The following is a 17803-nucleotide window of genomic DNA, read 5'->3' as shown; positions in this document are numbered from 1 at the left end:
ATACTCGTATCACGTTTATTTAAACGCCTGTTTGATTTAATTAACAACTTGTTTACAATGCTTCAGGTCAGACCTCTTAACCTTAAGGAGAAACCATGGGCAAACAGGAAGTCAAAACGCGTTCTGGAGAACGTGTTGCCGTTGTCGCTGGACTACGAACCCCATTCGCTCGTCAGAGCACAGAATTTAGCCAAGTGCCTGCGGTTGACCTAGGCAAAATGGTGGTGAGCGAAATGCTTGCAAGAACTGATGTCGATCCTGCGCTTATCGAACAAGTCGTGTTCGGCCAAGTAGTGCAAATGCCAGAAGCACCGAACATTGCACGTGAAATCGTGCTGGGTACAGGTATGGACATTAATACTGATGCCTACAGTGTGACGCGAGCATGTGCGACTAGCTTCCAAGCTGCAGTCAACGTGACCGAGAGCATTATGGCTGGCACGATTGATGTTGGTATTGCGGGCGGCGCGGATTCTTCTTCTGTATTGCCAATCGGTGTTTCGAAAAAGTTAGCGGCGAATTTATTAGCACTGAGTAAAACGAAAACCATAGGTCAAAAACTGAAGATTCTTAAAACATTTTCAGTCAAAGATTTGATGCCAGTACCACCAGCAGTCGCAGAATACTCGACAGGTTTGTCTATGGGACAAACTGCTGAGCAGATGGCTAAGACACATGGTATTACTCGCGAAGCTCAAGATGCACTTGCTCACCGTTCTCACTCTTTGGCTTCTCAAGCATGGAAAGAAGGCAAGAGTAAAGACGAAGTGATGACGGCATTCCCCGCGCCTTATAAAAAGTACCTAGCAGAAGACAACAACATTCGCCACGACTCGACGGTTGAAGGTTACGCTAAATTGCGCCCTGCATTCGACAGACAATACGGCAGTGTAACAGCAGCCAATGCCACGCCTCTTACCGATGGCGGTGCCGCAGTGATGTTGATGCGCGAAGGAAAAGCGAAAGAGCTAGGCTTAGAAGTGCTTGGTTACATTCGTGGTTACGCGTTCTCAGCGATTGGTGTTGAAACGGATATGCTGATGGGGCCGACGTACGCGACCTCTCAAGTATTGAAGAACACAGGACTAGAATTATCAGACCTAACACTTATCGAGATGCATGAAGCGTTTGCAGCTCAAGTTCTGGCTAACGTCAAAATGTTCGCAAGCGATGAATTTGCTCAGAAGAATCTTGGCCGTGACAAAGCGATCGGAGAGATTGATATGGAGAAGTTCAACGTGCTGGGTAGCTCAATTGCTTACGGACACCCGTTTGCAGCGACTGGCGCGCGTATGATGACTCAGACACTGCGTGAACTTAAACGTCGTGGTGGTGGCCTAGCATTGAATACTGCTTGTGCGGCTGGTGGCTTAGGTGCAGCAATGATCTTGGAGGTGGAATAATGTCTACGACTCTTGATGTGAAAAAAGAAAAGAAAGCAGTCAAAAAAACGGATTCAAAGCCAGTAACTGTATCTAAAAGTGATAAGACGGTTTCAAACGATGAAGCGGTAAAACCGGCGACCGCGTTTTCTTTAACTATCGATGACCAAGATATTGCATGGCTTGCGATCGATGTACCAAACGAAAAAATGAACACGCTACAAGCGGCGTTTGCCGAAGAAATGAAAGCAATCTTCGAGCAACTCAAAGAAAAGCAAAGCCGAGTTAAAGGCTTAATCGTTCATTCATTGAAGCCAGATAATTTTATTGCTGGTGCTGATGTTCGAATGCTTGATGCCTGCAAAACGGCTGATGAAGCACAATCTCTTGCTCGTCAGGGGCAGGAGATGTTCCAAGCACTTTCTGATTTGCCTTATCCTGTTGTTGCAGCGATTCACGGCCCATGTTTAGGTGGTGGCTTAGAGCTGGCACTATCGTGTGATTACCGCGTATGTACTGATTCAGATAAGACTCGCTTAGGTCTGCCAGAAGTCCAACTTGGTCTGTTACCAGGATCTGGTGGTACGCAACGTCTTCCTCGTCTTATCGGTTTACTGCCTTCTCTTGACCTTATTCTTACGGGTAAACAGCTGCGCGCTAAGAAAGCGAAATCGCTAGGTGTCGTGGATGCTTGTGTGCCAGAAACTATCTTGCTGGAAGTGGCTAAGAGCTTTGTTGAAAAGAACTCAGGCGGGAAAAAAGGTAAGCGCTTGGCGTCTAAAAGCCAAGCTTCGGCCAAAGAAAAACTAATTTCACGTACGGGTCTTGGTCGCAAGGTTATTTTTGAACAGGCTTCAAAGAAGACCAATCAGAAAACACGCGGTAATTACCCAGCCGCTGATGCGATTCTTGATGTGATTCGTTATGGCTTAGAGAACGGCTTTGATAAAGGTCTTCAGTACGAAGCGAAGCGTTTCTCTGAATTGGTGATGACCGCAGAATCCAAAGCCCTTCGTTCGATTTTCTTTGCCACCACTGAAATGAAAAAAGAACATGGCGCAGACGCAGAACCAAAAGCGGTTAAGCGTGTTGGTGTGCTAGGTGGCGGTCTAATGGGCGCTGGTATCAGCCACGTCAGTGTTGCTAAAGCGAAAGTACCGGTTCGTATTAAAGATGTGTCTAATGAAGGTGTGCTCAATGCACTTAACTACAATTACAAGTTGTTCGATAAGCAACGTAAACGTCGTATTCTGAGCCGAGCTGGCCTTGAGAGTAAGATGTTACAACTGTCTGGTGGCATCGACTTTACGAGTTTTAACCACACGGATGTGGTGATTGAAGCGGTATTTGAAGATCTCGACCTTAAGCAATCAATGGTTGCAGACATTGAAGCCAATGCCAAGTCAGAGACTATCTTTGCGACCAACACGTCTTCACTGCCAATCCATAAGATTGCAGAGAAGGCGCAGCGACCAGAAAACGTAGTCGGTCTTCACTACTTCAGCCCAGCAGAAAAAATGCCGCTAGTAGAAGTTATTCCTCATGAAACAACGTCAGAAGAGACGATTTCGACGGTTGTTGCATTAGCGAAGAAGCAAGGTAAAACACCGATTGTTGTTAAAGATACGGCTGGCTTCTACGTAAACCGTATTCTTGCTCCATACATGAATGAAGCTGCGCATCTGTTATTGGCAAATGAGCCGATTGAAAAGCTCGACAGCACGTTGCTGGACTTTGGTTTCCCGGTTGGCCCAATTACTTTGTTAGACGAAGTCGGTGTTGATATCGGTGCGAAGATCATCCCGATTCTAGTTAATGAATTAGGCGAACGTTTCCAAGGCCCTGATGTGTTCGACATTCTTTTGAATGACAACCGTAAAGGCCGTAAGAGTGGCAAAGGTTTCTACACTTACAAAGGTAAAAAGAAGGAAGTCGATAAGTCAGTATACAAACTGCTTAAACTGCAACCTGAACCTAAGCTAAGCGACAACGACATCGCAATGCGTTGTGTGTTACCGATGCTCAACGAAGCGGTTCGTTGTTTGGATGATGGCATTATCCGTAGCCCGCGAGATGGCGATATTGGTGCTATTTTCGGTATCGGCTTCCCGCCATTCCTAGGTGGTCCGTTCCGTTATATGGATCAAATTGGTATTAAGTCACTGGTAGAGATGATGAATGATTTCGCTAAGAAGTACGGTGATCGTTTTGCGCCATGTGATGGCCTACTGACACGTGCTGGGTTGGATGAGTCTTTCTACAAGTAACGCTTTTTATTAGTAATTTTCTAGCACTTTGATTATAAAGCTCGTATCAAGCAATTGATGCGGGCTTCATTTTTATGGGAGTATGCAAAAGAAAGGAGATTCCCGATTCAGTCGTTCCTCCTTCTCGGGAATGACGATTGAGATTTAAAAAGTAAGTTATTGTGTTGATTAGGAAGATGGTCAACACACCTCAATTAAAACTACCGTCATCTCCTAAAGCGACGAAGGAGCGTAATAGGAGATCTGCTCTTGTGCTGCACCCAATAAAAAAGGTTGATGCTTTCACATCAACCTTCTGATCTTTTTACTAACAACGACTAACCAAGCTCACAGTCTTTAGGGCGCAGCTGAAACTCATCAATTGAGCCAATCTCAACACCTGCCGACAACTTCTCTTCTTCATTATGAGCATTGCCGTGCGCATGCATAATCAGACGATTCGCTGTACGAGGTTTTAGTTGGCTAACCACAAAGCGCATCATGTCTGAGCGAGTCAGACCTTTGAGCTCTTCTAACACGCGATCCCTCTGATTGAATTCCAAATCCTTATTGCCTATCGCAACCCATAAGCGTTGAGCACGACCACGCAAGGTGGTATCTGGCGTTGAAATTTGATTCCAAAGACCGCGTTTACTGCTGTGCCATTGATAGTCGTTAAGCTCTAGCAATACCATGTAAAAGGCATTGAGGAACTCGTCTATTGAAGCCAACAGATCTGCTGGGGCTGCATTAGGCGATTGCACATACAACACAATACCTGGGTGTCGGTTAAGCGGCATATTACCAGTGCCGACCATATAACCTAGCTGCTGCTTGGTACGAATCTCGTGGAAGAAAGTGGCTGACATCAAGTGGTTGGCCAATGAATACAGCGCAATATTTGTAGGTGATATATCTGAACATTGGTAGTAAACCACGATGGCTGAATCATCTTGATTACACACCACTTCGCGTTGGAAACTACCGTTATCACCCAGCATGATTAAAGGGCGCAGTGACTCTTCGTAAGCCTGATCTTGAACACGCAATGCATCTTTTAGCGTTTCAGCCATCTTGTTCGCATCGGCTTTTTTCCAGTCACCATACACAAACATTTCGACATGCAGTTCGGCCAAAATAGCTTGAACAAAAGAAGAAAGCTCGTCGACTTCTATTGTTTCCAGCGCTTCAATTAAAACGGAATAGGGCGGGTTGTTTGGCTGTAAGATTCCCGTCATCGCATTGAACAGCTGAGAAATAGGACGGTCTTGCGATGCGTTATTCCAGTTTCTGAGCAATTGATGCTTAATCGTTTCGAATCGTGTTGAACTAAAGTCGCGTGCTTGGAAACGTTCAAGAATCATATTGAGCAGTTGTGGCTGTTTCTCGCTGAATCCAGATAATGTGAGTGTTACACCACCTTGATGGGTATACATGTTGTAGCCCATACCAGCAATCTCAGCTTGATACGTATCTTTTTCAAGCGAGTCTAAGAACATCTCTACACACAAGCGTGTTTTAACGATGTTTCTCGGGGTGGCAACTGAGTGTGGGCTATCTATAGCGATATACACCACACCTTTTGGCACTCGAAATTGATGGTCTTGAAGGTGCCATAACTTAAAGCCGTCCAGCTCTTCTAACAGTTGTGGGTGCTTAGCGTCACCTTCGAGCTCAGCAGGGTCTAAGTCATAGCAAATAAACGGGTTTTTACTTGGGAGCTCAAACTGCCAGCCGGGGTTGATGCATGTAAAGCATTGAATTTGCTCAGCGCTAAATGGTGTGAGCGAATAGGGCGTAAAGTACCATTTCGCTTCTCTGTCATATTCGAATCCTTGAGCAACAACGGTGACCCGCATGTTGTCGACGGTTAAGTAAGGAAGCAGAGAACGTTGTAACTCTTCGTCGAAGTGCGACATTTTGTAATCGCCATACACCACATCTTGCTCTTGGTAATGCTGCATGTTGATAACGAGATGGCTGACGACATCAAGTGGTCTTGAGGGCTCTTGAAAGCGGAAGGCTGATTCCAAAACAGCCCGTTTTTCGAGGTAACGCCACTCTTCAATACCTTGTTGTTCAATCAACTTAATGTACTGGAACACCGCTTGGATGATGTTATCGGTTTTGGTTAAACCTTCGATGGTTAATGAGCAACTGACTGTGAAATCACGATAGTTACTGCCACTTGCGCCGCCACCTGCTGAGAGGGAAGTAATCCAGCCTTTCTCTTTGAGTTGCATCATCAAACTGCCTTCGCCTTCGTAACCGATAAGGTGTGCAAAGAACGATAATGGTTTAATACCGTAGTGTTCATCCATGCTTGGCATTGGGAAGGTTAAGATAAGTTTGCGCACTTCTTTGATCGGTTTAACGTGTACTTGTACACCCGTGCTTAATTCGCCAACAATCGGTACTTCAACCTTCTTGCCTTGTAGTTTGTGGTTGGTGATCGAGCTAAAACGCTCTTCAACCCAGCTTTGCATCTCGTCCAGTGATTGATTGCCAGACAGCGTCAGTGTCATTAAGTCTGAAGAGTACTGCTGCTGGTGGAAAGCTAAGATCTCTTGTCGAATCGTCTCGCCGTTTCGGTCACCCAACGTATCGATATTACCGACAGAAAACTTCGAGAATGGGTGATTGTTATTCACCAACTCTTTGGTCACTTGGTACAATCGTCGCGAGTCGTCGTTGAGTTTCATTTTATACTCTGAATCAACGGCTTGGCGTTCTTTGTCTAAGGCTTCTTCGTTGAACAGGGGGGCGGTAAAAAATTGGCTGAAGCGATCGAGTGCATTTTCAAAGGCATTCAATTCAACATCAAAAAAGAAGCAGGTGTGTTCGGTTCCTGTCCAAGCGTTGTTGCTACCACCATGCTGGCTGATAAAACTTTGGAACTCTCCGACCTTTGGATACTTTTCAGTTCCCAAAAATAGCATATGCTCTAAGTAGTGAGCTAAACCCTCTCGGTCTGTAGGGTCATCAAAATGCCCGACATTAACGGCGAGTGCGGCTGCAGCTTTTTGAGCGTTCTGATCGTGAACTAACAGTACTCTCAACCCGTTATCTAATGTTACGTAACGGTATTGATGTTCATCATTAGGGCTTAAATGCACAGATGCATCTCCAGAGAAGGTGGTTTTTAAATTATGTACGCGATGATTTCAGGTGCAAACCTCGCGATCATATTTTGGGATATGAAGTGCTTTTTGGCGACTTCTAAATCACTTTTATCGATTTTTATCAGTGATTTATTTTCTTTTAATAAGATTGTTAAGAAAGTCGAACTCTTTAGCAAGTGACTTGATATAATTATTTATATAGACTGCGGTTTCTCTAGTTTGAGAGCCAAACGCTAAGTAGCGTATCGCTGATATGGGATATATCGACTTTCGAAATGTTACGTAGACAGGACTGAACATGAAAATATTCATAATGCGCCACGGTGAAGCAGAACATTTTGCTAACTCGGATGCAGAACGTGCGTTAACGAAGCGCGGTAAAATGGCGTCTCTTGCGGTAGCTCAAGCTGCAAATGAGCAAGGGTTTAGCCAGTTCGATAAAGTGCTTGTGAGCCCATACTTGAGGGCACAAGAAACGTGGTTAGAAATCTCTCAAGCGTTTTCTGGAAAGAAAGTAGAAACCTGTGATGACATTACGCCTTACGGAATGTCTGACGATGTGTTTGATTTGACCATAGCAATGGCTGAAGTAGAAAAGCTAGAGACCATTTTATTTGTTTCTCATTTACCTCTAGTGGGCTATTTAACGGCTGAATTTGCGACGGGCATGGCGCCACCTATGTTCCCAACCTCAGGGCTCGCGTGTATTGAATTCGACCTTGAAAAACAAAAAGGCGAGTTGCTTTGGAACATTAATCCATAGCTGAGACCGTTTTCTCAAGATAAATTTAAGGGCACCTCATGATTATTGAGATGCCCTTTGTTGTTTCTAACGGATTATTTCGACCAAACGACAAGGTGCTGGACGTACTTTTTAGAATAAAGAGCAAGTCGATGGCTATTTATCTGGGATAGCAAGTAAAACCAGTAGCGCCCCATGGCCACCGAACTCTAAAGGTGCTTGGTGAAAAGCCATCACATCTGGGTGCTGTGCTAACCACAAAGGCACTTTCTGTTTAAGGATGTGTTTACCAATGCCGTGCTGTACACAGGCACAAGCTACGCTCTCTTTCACGCAGTGCGCAATCATCGCGCCAAGTTCACGTTTGGCTTCTTGTTGAGTCATACCGTGCATATCAAGATACACATCCGGTACATAGACACCACGACGTAAGCGCTTCACCTCATATTTAGAGACATCATCGCGCGCATAACGTGTAGGCCCCTCTTCGCTAAGATGCGGAATGAACTCATCCGAGAAATAAAACTCGCTGTCACTGGCTTGTCTTGCCGTTCGAGTAATTTCTTTTTGCTTGGCATTTCTTTTTGGCTGCTGGACTATGGTATCCTGTTGCAACTTTTTAACGCCCTTTACTGCATCGTTGAACAGGGCGAAATCGTCATCGAAGTCGGTGTCTTTTTTGCTCATCAGGTTATGAATTCTAATTAGAAACGTAATTAGCAGTATTGTAGCGCTTTTCGGAGACAATTTTGGATAAGATTTTTGTAGAAGAAGCGGTATCAGAACTACACACGCTTCAAGATGTGATTCGTTGGACTGTTAGTCGCTTTAACGCAGCGGGCCTATTTTATGGTCACGGCACTGATAACGCGTGGGATGAGGCGGTACAACTAATTTTACCTACTCTTTATCTACCGATTGATGTTCCTTCGCATGTGATGAACTCTCGTCTAACAAGTAGCGAACGTCTGCGTATTGTTGAGCGCGTAATCAAGCGTATCAATGAGCGTACACCAACGGCTTACTTAACTAATAAAGCTTGGTTCTGTGGCCTTGAGTTCTTCGTTGATGAGCGCGTTCTTGTGCCTCGCTCTCCAATTGGTGAGCTGATCGAAGCTCAATTCCAACCTTGGTTAATTGAAGAGCCAACTCGCATCATGGATATGTGTACGGGTAGTGGTTGTATTGCTATTGCTTGTGCTCATGCATTCCCTGACGCAGAAGTAGATGCGATTGATATCTCTACAGACGCACTGCAAGTTGCAGAGCAGAACGTTCAAGATCACGGCATGGAGCAGCAAGTGTTCCCAATCCGTTCAGATCTTTTCCGTGACTTGCCAAAAGAGAAATACAACCTGATCGTATCTAACCCACCTTACGTGGACGAAGAAGATATGAACAGCCTGCCAGATGAGTTTACTCACGAGCCAGAACTTGGCCTAGCAGCGGGTACTGACGGACTTAAATTGGTTCGCCGTATCTTGGCAAACGCACCAGACTACCTAACTGATGATGGTATTCTGATCTGTGAAGTGGGCAACTCAATGGTTCACATGATGGATCAGTACCCAGAGATTCCATTCACTTGGATTGAATTCTCTAACGGTGGTCATGGCGTATTCATGATCACTCGTGAGCAGCTTGTTGCTTGCGCGGATGAGTTCTCTATCTACAAAGACTAGGTTACTGTTAGTCGTTAGCTTAGGGATTTGGCTTAGAGATTTAGCTTAGAGATTAGGCTGGAAACTTAAGGTTAGAACCTGATAAGACGTTCTATTTGAAACGTTTGAATTTAAACGCCATGCAGTAATGCATGGCGTTTTTTATTGCCGAAATTTAATGGATAAGTAAGCAACACAGAGTGAACGTGCTCAATATTTAGTTGCTTAATATGAATAGCTATCACATATTGGTGCTCAATATTTAGTCGTTTTAGTGAGTTAAGGAGAATTCGCGATGACCTTTGATACATGGATTTATTATTTGCTAGCGGTGTTGATCTTAACGGCATCACCAGGGCCAAGCTCTTTGTTGTGTATGACTAAGGGTGTGCAATCTGGCTTTAAGTTATCGATATTTACCGCCTTGGGTAGCGTGACTGCCATTACCGGAATCTTAACGTTATCGTTTACCGGTTTAGGGGTGATTATTGCTTCGTCAGAAGTGGTGTTTAATATCATTAAGTGGACGGGTGCTGCTTACCTTATTTATCTCGGTTGGAAGTCGCTACGGTCGAGTCAGCAAGATTATGACAAGCTATCGAATCAACAAGCAGGCTCTCAACCTGTTAAAGAAAGCGCTGCACAGCATTATGTCAGTGGCTTTATTGTTGGTGCGAGTAACCCAAAAGCTATCCTGTTCTTTACCGCACTTTTTCCTCAGTTTATTGACCCATCGATAGCGCTATTTCCTCAATTTGTGGTGTTCGCTTTGACCTTCGTTGTGATGGAATTATCTTGGTTACTGGTTTATGCCTACCTAGGTGCGAAATCATCAAATTGGTTGTTTGCTAAAGGTAGAGCCAAGGTTTTTAATCGTGTGACTGGTGGTGTCTTTATCGGTGCTGGGGCGCTGCTTTCTACTACAAGCAGAGCGTAATTTTCAATTTATCAAAGGCCTGAATAGTTACAGAAAATTATTCAGGCTGTAATAAAAGGTTAATATTAATATGCTTGCTGATATCGGCATAAAGTCGATATATTGGTGTTACACTATCACATTCTCAGGAGAGATATATGCAGCATCAAGAAATGATTCAACACAGTAATTTTGGCGTAATCAGTCGTACTTGGATTTTCTCTACCCTTTCTCTTCTGGGTATTCTTGCTCTAATGTAGTCAGCTTCATGGCTCTATATTTTCAGTTTTATTATGAATATACTTTTCAAAAAGTCTTCAAAGTTAGAACTCTTACACTCGTAAATGTGGCTTTTCTCATCAGGCTAGCCACTTAACCTTTTCTTAGCTGTACCTTCCTCTCAGTAACCTTTTCTCTGAATAATCTTTTTGTCTCATTACCCCCTTTATCTCAATAGACTCACTGCATAACCTGATCTGAAGTTGTTATCAAACTGTGATAATCTTAAGTTATCTTTTATCTACAGTGTATCTCTCATGTCTGTCTGGGATTCTATTTCATTTAACAATCGATTTACGGCATTACCTCGATTGTTCTATACCCCAATTCAACCTACACCGCTAAACAATGTTCAATGGCTCGCATGGAACCATAACCTTGCGGATGAACTCGGCTTTCCGTCATTTGAATGCACTTCCGAGGAATTGCTTGAGACGTTATCGGGCAATGTTGAACCTGAGCAATTTTCGCCAGTAGCAATGAAATACGCAGGCCACCAGTTTGGCTCTTATAACCCTGATTTAGGTGATGGAAGAGGGCTGTTATTAGCTCAAGTTGTCGCGAAAAGTGGTGAAACGTTCGACTTACACCTTAAAGGTGCGGGTAAAACTCCCTATTCTCGTATGGGCGATGGTCGTGCTGTTATTCGATCAACGGTTCGTGAGTATCTATGTAGCGAAGCGATGGCGGGGCTTAATATCCCAACTACTCGCGCATTGGCGATGATGACTAGCGACACACCCGTTTATCGAGAGAAGCAAGAGTGGGGCGCATTGCTGGTGCGTGCTGCTGAGTCACACATCCGTTTCGGTCACTTTGAACATCTGTTTTATACCAATCAGTTGGCAGAACATAAATTATTGGCCGATAAAGTCATCGAATGGCACTTCCCGGAATGCCTCGATGACGACAAACCCTACGCTGCTATGTTTAATCAGATTGTTGATCGCACTGCGGAAATGGTCGCGCTGTGGCAAGCGAATGGTTTTGCTCATGGGGTGATGAACACCGATAACATGTCGATCATAGGGCAAACCTTCGATTATGGCCCGTTCGCCTTCTTAGATGAATATGACCCTCGCTTGATCTGTAATCACTCGGATTACCAAGGTCGTTATGCTTTCAATCAACAGCCTAGAATTGGATTGTGGAACCTATCGGCACTGGCGCACTCACTTTCGCCGCTGGTGGATAAAGCCGATTTAGAGGTCGCGTTAGAACAGTACGAACCACAAATGAACGGTTATTTCAGTCAGCTGATGCGCCGTAAGTTAGGATTGCTTTCGAAACACGAAGGTGACAGTCGCTTGTTTGAATCGTTGTTCGAACTGATGTCACAAAACAAAGTCGACTACCCAAGATTCTTTAGAACGTTGTCGAACCTAGATACATTGTCGCCGCAAGACGTGATTGATTTGGTTATCGACCGCGAGGCCGCAAAGCTATGGGTGAATAACTACTTGCAACGCTGTGAACTGGAAGAGAGTTCAGTGGCCGATCGCTGTAATAAGATGCGACAAGTAAACCCGAAATACATCCTCAGAAACTACCTAGCCCAGCTTGCGATAGATAAAGCTGAGCGCGGTGATAGCAGCGATATTGATGCACTAATGGTGGTGCTGGCAGACCCTTTTTCGGAACATCCTGACTACGAACATCTTGCTGCCTTGCCGCCTGAGTGGGGCAAAGCCATGGAAATCAGCTGCTCCTCTTAACCTCCTATGATTCTTTGAGTCGCTAAGTACAGGTAGAGGTCACTAAGATGTGATCTTTATCTGTTTGTTTGTCTAACTTTACAAACATGTCAATAATCAAATAATCGGCCAGCCTATACACTATGTGAATAAGTTGTAAATTTAATAGGTTTGGGCGATGCCAACAAATACTCGCATTCTCGTGGTGGATGATGATCAAGAAATCTGCGAGCTGCTGGAAGAGTACCTCACAAAATCAGGTTTCGATGTCTCTTCTGTGGGAGACGGTGTTGAATTAGAAAACCACCTGCAAAACCAAGGTTATCCCGACCTGATTCTGCTCGATGTGATGCTCCCCGGTGACGACGGTTTTACCTTGTGTCAGCGAGTACGAAAGCAATCCAATGTGCCTATCATTATGCTGACAGCGGTATCGGATGAAACCGATCAGATTATCGGCTTAGAAATTGGTGCAGATGATTACATCGCGAAGCCGTTTAGTCCTCGTCAGTTAATGGCTCGAATCAAAGCGCTATTACGCCGTGTACAAGTGGTGGACGACAAGCCAAGTGATGCATTGCCAAAGCAGATTATTTTTGGTGATTGGACGCTCGATACGCTCGCGCACCGAATCTATCACAACGAAAACTCAGAAGAGATGGACTTGTCGGGCAGTGACTTTTCTTTGTTGATGTTGTTCTTAACTCGTCCTAACGAAGTTCTCGACCGTGACACAATATCTTTCGCTACCAGAGGCCGTGAAGCGCTGCCTTTTGAACGTGGCATTGACGTACAGCTTAGCCGCCTGAGAAGCCGATTGGGCGACAGTGGTAAATATCCTCACTACATCAAAACCATGCGCGGTAATGGCTACATTCTTGCTGTGCCGGTTCAGTATGAACACTAAGTATGACCTACTGTTAATCAAGTAACGCTAATAAAGTATTTCCAATGAAGTATTCTGGATGAAATATCTCGTATGAACTGGATGAGTTGGTTGAAACCAAATTCGTTAGTCGCAAGAACCTTATTGTTGACGCTGTTAGCCGTGGTAATAGCTCAAGGCATCGCAACGTCTATATGGTATAGCGAATCAAAACACAAAGAGCTGGAAGGAATTCGTTCTGCCTCGTCGAGCATGGCGAACATGTTTGCTTCAACGGTGACTTTTTTCCAATCTCTACCCGTTAAATATCGTCATATCGTGCTGGATCAAATACGGAATATGGGCGGTACGCGCTTCTTCGTTTCTTTCAATAAAGAGGCTTTGATTGTCGAACCGATCCCCGATACCCGTTTAAAAACAGCCTCGATTGAAGCGATAGAAAGTGTTTTGAGTAGCAAACTCAATAAAGTGGCGTCAGTGCGGGTAGATTTTTCTCGACCTGAACACCTTCGCTTGCTTAAAAACGACATCTACTTAAGCGATCTCCCGCGATCTTGGGCACATCATACTTTAACGTTAGAACCGCTGAATCCACCAATTCTGGTTGTTCAAATAGAATTAACCAGCCACGAATGGGTTTATATCGCTGCGTTGTTGCCAGCGCCATATGTAAAACTCGACGATACGATTCTCGGTCGTGAGCAAGTAATTTTCTTAGTTTCCTCGACACTCATTCTATTGGTTTTGACTTATTTGATGATTCGTCGTCAAGTGCGTCCTCTTAAAAAGTTAGCAAGAGCGGCTAATGAGATGAGCATGGATATTCAGCAGCCTCCGCTTAACGAAGAAGGAGCAACGGAACTGGTCACTGCCACTCGAGCCTTTAATCGCATGCAGCAACGGATTCGTCGCTATGTTGCCGACCGAGAGCACCTTTTCTCTGCGATCTCCCATGACTTAAAGACACCAATCACACGTCTTAGATTGCGTGCAGAGTTGTTGGAGAGTGAAGTAAAGAAAGACAAATTTAATAAAGATCTCGATGAGCTTGAGATGATGGTTAAAGGTGCTTTGCAAGCGGTAAGAGACACCGATCTACACGAGAATAATGCCATTATTGACCTCAACGAAATGGTACTTTCTGTGCTTGAATCTCATAACCAGTATCAGACAAAAGTTGAGTTCGAGCCGGTCGTCATTGAGCCACTAGTCGCGAAACCACTGGCGATTAAGCGTGTACTGACCAACTTAATTGACAACGCGGTTAAGTATGGTTCATCAGCTGTCGTGGAAGTTAGTGGTGATGAGCTTTGGGTTGTCGTGACTATTCAAGACCGTGGGAATGGCATTCCTGAAGACAAGTTAGAGATGGTTTTTGAACCCTATTTTAGGCTAGCAACGGATGATCAAGGACACGGACTTGGCCTCGGGATCTGCCGAAATATCCTGCACGGACACGGTGGAGATCTCATTATTCGCAACTCCTCTCAAGGTGGCTTGGAAGTCAAAGTCTATATCCCAACAGGCTTAGAAGTGTAGTGTAACAATCTTGTTACATTGGGCTTACCTTTTGTTTCAATCTTACCAGTCAGAATAAGTAGACTCTTTAATGAACCGGACGTCGAGTCCGCTAAACATGGAAGATAATAATGAAAATCAATAAAACCCTACTTACTCTATCTCTTCTTGCTGCCTCAACATTTTCTCAAGCTGGTGAAGTGGAAGTGCTCCACTGGTGGACTGCCGGTGGCGAAGCGAAATCCGCTGCCGTACTGAAAGAGATGATTGAACAACAAGGCCATACTTGGAAAGACTTCGCAGTTGCTGGTGGCGGCGGTGAAAGTGCGATGACTGTTTTGAAAACGCGAGCAGTATCGGGCAATCCACCTTCTGCAGCGCAGATTAAAGGTCATGATATTCAGGAGTGGGGTGGTTTAGGTTTTCTAACGTCTCTCGATGCGACTGCTAAACAAGAACAATGGGATGAACTACTTCCAGAAGTAGTGACTAAAGTGATGAAGTGGGATGGTGAATATGTGGCAGTTCCTGTCAACGTTCACCGTGTTAACTGGCTTTGGGCAAACCCTGTTGTTTTAGAAAAATCGGGTGTGACAGTTCCAACAACATTAGATGAGTTCTTTGTTGCTGCAGACAAGATTAAAGCGGCTGGCTTCATTCCATTAGCTCACGGTGGTCAGCCTTGGCAAGACGCGACCGTATTCGAAGCCGTGGCACTTGATGTACTAGGCAGTGAAGACTACAACAAAGCGTTCGTTGATCTTGATATGGACGTATTATCTGGCGACAAAATGGTGGAAGTGTTCACCAAGTTCAAAAAGATGCGTGATTACATCGACAGCAACTCTCCTGGTCGTGATTGGAATGTAGCAACCTCAATGGTTATCAATGGTGAAGCAGCGATGCAGATCATGGGTGACTGGGCGAAAGGTGAATTTACTGCGGCAGGCAAAGTGCCGGGTAAAGATTACATCTGTGCACCAGCTCCAGGTACTGCCGGCCAATTTACTTTCAATATCGATAGCTTTGCGTTCTTTGAGTTAAGCGACCAAGAGAACCAAAAAGCGCAGCAAGACCTAGCGAAAACCATTCTTACCAAAGATTTCCAAGAAGTCTTCAACCTTAACAAAGGTTCTATCCCTGTACGTCTAGATATGGACATGTCTAAATTCGACCAATGTGCGTTGGATTCAATGGCTACCTTCAAAGCGAGTGCTGAATCGGGCGATCTTGTTCCGAGTATGGCTCATGGCCTAGCGACAACAAGCTATGCTCAAGGCGCTATCTATGACGTAGTGACCAACTTCTTCAACGAGAAAGATGCCGATCCTAAACAAGCGGCAGCTAAGTTAGCAAAAGCAGTGAAAGCGGCTATCTAATCTAACTTGATAAGTGACACACAACGCACGTGAGTGACGGGCTGTGTTGCTTTATCGAACCCCCAGGGTGGGTAGGCTCGTAGGGAGCCTATCTGCTCTTCACTCCCAATTCTGATATGCGTGATGCTGATGTGGTGCCGAAAGGTAAGCCATTGGCTCGATTGTGCAACAAGGATAAGTTATGGAGCATGTTTTGACTGAGTCGACTCCAAAACCCACAAGGAGCCAGCCTGCACCGAAACCGAGTTTTGCTGACAGGTTGCAACATTGGTTACCTAAAATTGTACTGGCGCCGACTGCGTTAGTGACCGTGGTGTGTATCTACGGCTACATATTTTGGACGGCAGCGTTGTCGTTCACCAACTCTCGATTTCTGCCGAGCTTTAATTTCGTTGGTTTAACCCAATATGAAAAGCTGATGGATAACGATCGCTGGATTACCTCAATCACCAACCTCGGTGTGTTTGGTTTTCTATTTATGGCGATTGCCATCTTGCTTGGTGTTGGTTTAGCGGTATTGCTTGACCAGAACATCCGTCAAGAAGGGGCGATTCGTACCATCTATCTCTACCCAATGGCGTTGTCATTCATTGTGACGGGTACGGCGTGGAAATGGATTCTTAATCCGGGTCTTGGCATTGAAAAACTGATGCAAGATTGGGGATTTACTGACTTCAAATTTGACTGGCTAGTCGACTCCGAAATGTCGGTGTATACCTTGGTTATCGCGGCACTTTGGCAGTCTTCAGGGTTTGTGATGGCGATGTTCTTAGCAGGTCTGCGTGGCATCGATTCTTCAATCATCAAAGCGGCGCAAATTGATGGGGCAAGCTTACCTACCATCTATCTCAAAATCATTCTGCCTTGTTTGCGCCCTGTGGTCTTCAGTGCGGTGATCATTACTTCTCACATTGCGATTAAGAGCTTCGACCTTGTGACGGCAATGACAGCGGGTGGCCCCGGTTATTCATCGGATCTTCCTGCGCTATTCATGTACGCACACTCTTTTACTCGCGGACAAATTGGCCTTGGTGCTGCCAGTGCCATGATGATGCTTGCTGGTATCTTAGCGATTCTCGTGCCTTATCTTTACTCTGAACTTAGGGAGAAAAAGTCATGATGAATAACATCAATTTTGCTCGAATCTTTATTTATTCAGCACTGCTTTTCTTCTGCTTGGTGTATTTGATGCCATTGTTCGTCATGGCGCTGACGTCATTCAAAACCTTGCCAGACATAAAGGCAGGTAACTTGATGAGCTTACCGAAAGAGTGGGTGTTTGACGCTTGGTATAAAGCGTGGGACACCGCTTGTACGGGCGTGAAATGTGAAGGCATCAAAGGTTACTTCTGGAACTCTTTCCAAATGGTGATTCCTGCGGTTGCGATTTCAACATTACTCGGTGCATTCAATGGTTATGTCGTGACGAAATGGCAATTTAGAGGTTCAAACCTGTTCTTTAGCTTGTTGTTGTTTGGCTGCTTTATTCCATTCCAAGTGGTGTTGCTTCCAATGGCAACCATGTTAGGAAAAATGGGTTTGGCGAACACAACTATCGGCTTGGTGATTGTGCACGTTATCTACGGCATGGCGTTTACTACTCTGTTTTTCCGTAACTTCTACATCTCGATTCCTGATGAATTGATCAAAGCGGCAAAACTGGATGGCGCAGGCTTCTTTACCATTTTCTTTAAGATCTTATTACCGATCTCTACACCTATCATCATGGTGACAGTGATCTGGCAGTTCACCGCAATCTGGAATGATTTCTTATTCGGGGTAGTGTACTCAGGCTCAGAGACACAGCCGATTACCGTGGCATTAAATAACCTAGTCAACACCAGCACTGGCGTTAAAGAATATAACGTCGATATGGCTGCCGCGATCATCGCCGCACTGCCAACGCTGTTGGTGTATGTCTTTGCAGGAAAATATTTTGTTCGTGGCCTAACGGCAGGATCAGTAAAAGGATAATTAC

The 17803-nt window shown here is 44.8% G+C and carries 13 protein-coding genes; 11 read left to right on the top strand and 2 right to left on the bottom strand.

Features of this window, described 5'->3' with window-relative positions; genetic code table 11:
* Positions 1 to 95: 95 nt before the first annotated feature.
* Together fadI and fadJ are read left to right on the top strand one after the other, a co-directional pair.
* Entirely contained in the window at positions 96 to 1403 is a 1308-nt protein-coding gene (fadI, locus tag AB4589_RS13755; RefSeq protein ID WP_372100822.1) for an acetyl-CoA C-acyltransferase FadI, read from the top strand.
* Complete coding sequence (gene fadJ / locus AB4589_RS13750; RefSeq protein ID WP_269337136.1) at positions 1403 to 3649, top strand: fatty acid oxidation complex subunit alpha FadJ; 2247 nt, start codon at positions 1403 to 1405, stop codon at positions 3647 to 3649. The genes fadI and fadJ overlap by 1 nt, the downstream gene beginning before the upstream one ends.
* 317 nt (positions 3650 to 3966) lie before the next feature.
* Here fadJ and AB4589_RS13745 read toward each other — a convergent pair whose 3' ends face one another.
* A complete protein-coding gene (locus AB4589_RS13745) occupies positions 3967 to 6744 on the bottom strand; it encodes an insulinase family protein (protein WP_372100820.1) in 2778 nt (925 codons plus the stop codon).
* A 304-nt stretch (positions 6745 to 7048) separates the two neighbouring features.
* On the opposite strand from AB4589_RS13745, the gene sixA reads away from it, so the two are divergent.
* Complete coding sequence (gene sixA / locus AB4589_RS13740) at positions 7049 to 7513, top strand: phosphohistidine phosphatase SixA (RefSeq protein WP_012603460.1); 465 nt, start codon at positions 7049 to 7051, stop codon at positions 7511 to 7513.
* A 135-nt stretch (positions 7514 to 7648) separates the two neighbouring features.
* Here the strand turns inward: sixA and smrB are convergent, their stop codons facing one another.
* On the bottom strand, positions 7649 to 8179 hold the full coding sequence (gene smrB / locus AB4589_RS13735; protein ID WP_009848510.1) for an endonuclease SmrB: 531 nt from the start codon (positions 8177 to 8179) through the stop codon (positions 7649 to 7651).
* Positions 8180 to 8241: 62 nt separating this feature from the next.
* Between smrB and prmB the strand changes: the two genes are divergently transcribed.
* The 8 genes from prmB to AB4589_RS13695 all read left to right on the top strand — a co-directional run bounded on the left by prmB (position 8242) and on the right by AB4589_RS13695 (position 17799).
* Positions 8242 to 9174, top strand: coding sequence for a 50S ribosomal protein L3 N(5)-glutamine methyltransferase (gene prmB, locus AB4589_RS13730; RefSeq protein WP_009848509.1), 933 nt, complete (start codon positions 8242 to 8244; stop codon positions 9172 to 9174).
* Between the two features lie 274 nt (positions 9175 to 9448).
* Positions 9449 to 10090 (top strand): LysE family translocator, encoded by a 642-nt coding sequence (locus tag AB4589_RS13725; protein WP_102582668.1) that lies wholly within the window; start codon positions 9449 to 9451, stop codon positions 10088 to 10090.
* 515 nt (positions 10091 to 10605) lie between these two features.
* Entirely contained in the window at positions 10606 to 12063 is a 1458-nt protein-coding gene (locus AB4589_RS13720) for a protein adenylyltransferase SelO (RefSeq protein WP_372100817.1), read from the top strand.
* A gap of 157 nt (positions 12064 to 12220) precedes the next feature.
* Positions 12221 to 12949 (top strand): response regulator, encoded by a 729-nt coding sequence (locus tag AB4589_RS13715; RefSeq protein WP_009848506.1) that lies wholly within the window; start codon positions 12221 to 12223, stop codon positions 12947 to 12949.
* A 72-nt stretch (positions 12950 to 13021) separates the two neighbouring features.
* Entirely contained in the window at positions 13022 to 14467 is a 1446-nt protein-coding gene (locus AB4589_RS13710) for an ATP-binding protein (protein WP_372100816.1), read from the top strand.
* 110 nt (positions 14468 to 14577) lie between these two features.
* Positions 14578 to 15825, top strand: a complete 1248-nt coding sequence (locus AB4589_RS13705) for an ABC transporter substrate-binding protein (RefSeq protein WP_009848504.1) — start codon at positions 14578 to 14580, stop codon at positions 15823 to 15825.
* 181 nt (positions 15826 to 16006) lie between these two features.
* Complete coding sequence (locus tag AB4589_RS13700; protein WP_009848503.1) at positions 16007 to 16945, top strand: carbohydrate ABC transporter permease; 939 nt, start codon at positions 16007 to 16009, stop codon at positions 16943 to 16945.
* Positions 16942 to 17799 (top strand): carbohydrate ABC transporter permease, encoded by an 858-nt coding sequence (locus tag AB4589_RS13695; protein ID WP_009848502.1) that lies wholly within the window; start codon positions 16942 to 16944, stop codon positions 17797 to 17799. Before AB4589_RS13700 ends, AB4589_RS13695 begins: the two co-directional genes overlap by 4 nt.
* Positions 17800 to 17803: the final 4 nt, after the last annotated feature.

Origin of the sequence: Vibrio sp. 10N.222.49.A3 (genome assembly GCF_041475145.1) — a bacterium.
Lineage (GTDB): Bacteria > Pseudomonadota > Gammaproteobacteria > Enterobacterales > Vibrionaceae > Vibrio > Vibrio tasmaniensis_A.
Note: the sequence above shows the minus strand (reverse complement) of the source record. Positions and strands in the feature narration are given on the sequence as shown.

Coding starts and splice junctions, on each gene's coding strand:
- fadI (WP_372100822.1), top strand. CDS start 96: ATGGGCAAACAGGAAGTCAAAACGCGTTCTGGAGAACGTGTTGCCGTT.
- fadJ (WP_269337136.1), top strand. CDS start 1,403: ATGTCTACGACTCTTGATGTGAAAAAAGAAAAGAAAGCAGTCAAAAAA.
- sixA (WP_012603460.1), top strand. CDS start 7,049: ATGAAAATATTCATAATGCGCCACGGTGAAGCAGAACATTTTGCTAAC.
- smrB (WP_009848510.1), bottom strand. CDS start 8,179: ATGAGCAAAAAAGACACCGACTTCGATGACGATTTCGCCCTGTTCAAC.
- AB4589_RS13725 (WP_102582668.1), top strand. CDS start 9,449: ATGACCTTTGATACATGGATTTATTATTTGCTAGCGGTGTTGATCTTA.
- AB4589_RS13720 (WP_372100817.1), top strand. CDS start 10,606: ATGTCTGTCTGGGATTCTATTTCATTTAACAATCGATTTACGGCATTA.
- AB4589_RS13715 (WP_009848506.1), top strand. CDS start 12,221: ATGCCAACAAATACTCGCATTCTCGTGGTGGATGATGATCAAGAAATC.
- AB4589_RS13710 (WP_372100816.1), top strand. CDS start 13,022: ATGAACTGGATGAGTTGGTTGAAACCAAATTCGTTAGTCGCAAGAACC.
- AB4589_RS13705 (WP_009848504.1), top strand. CDS start 14,578: ATGAAAATCAATAAAACCCTACTTACTCTATCTCTTCTTGCTGCCTCA.
- AB4589_RS13700 (WP_009848503.1), top strand. CDS start 16,007: ATGGAGCATGTTTTGACTGAGTCGACTCCAAAACCCACAAGGAGCCAG.
- AB4589_RS13695 (WP_009848502.1), top strand. CDS start 16,942: ATGATGAATAACATCAATTTTGCTCGAATCTTTATTTATTCAGCACTG.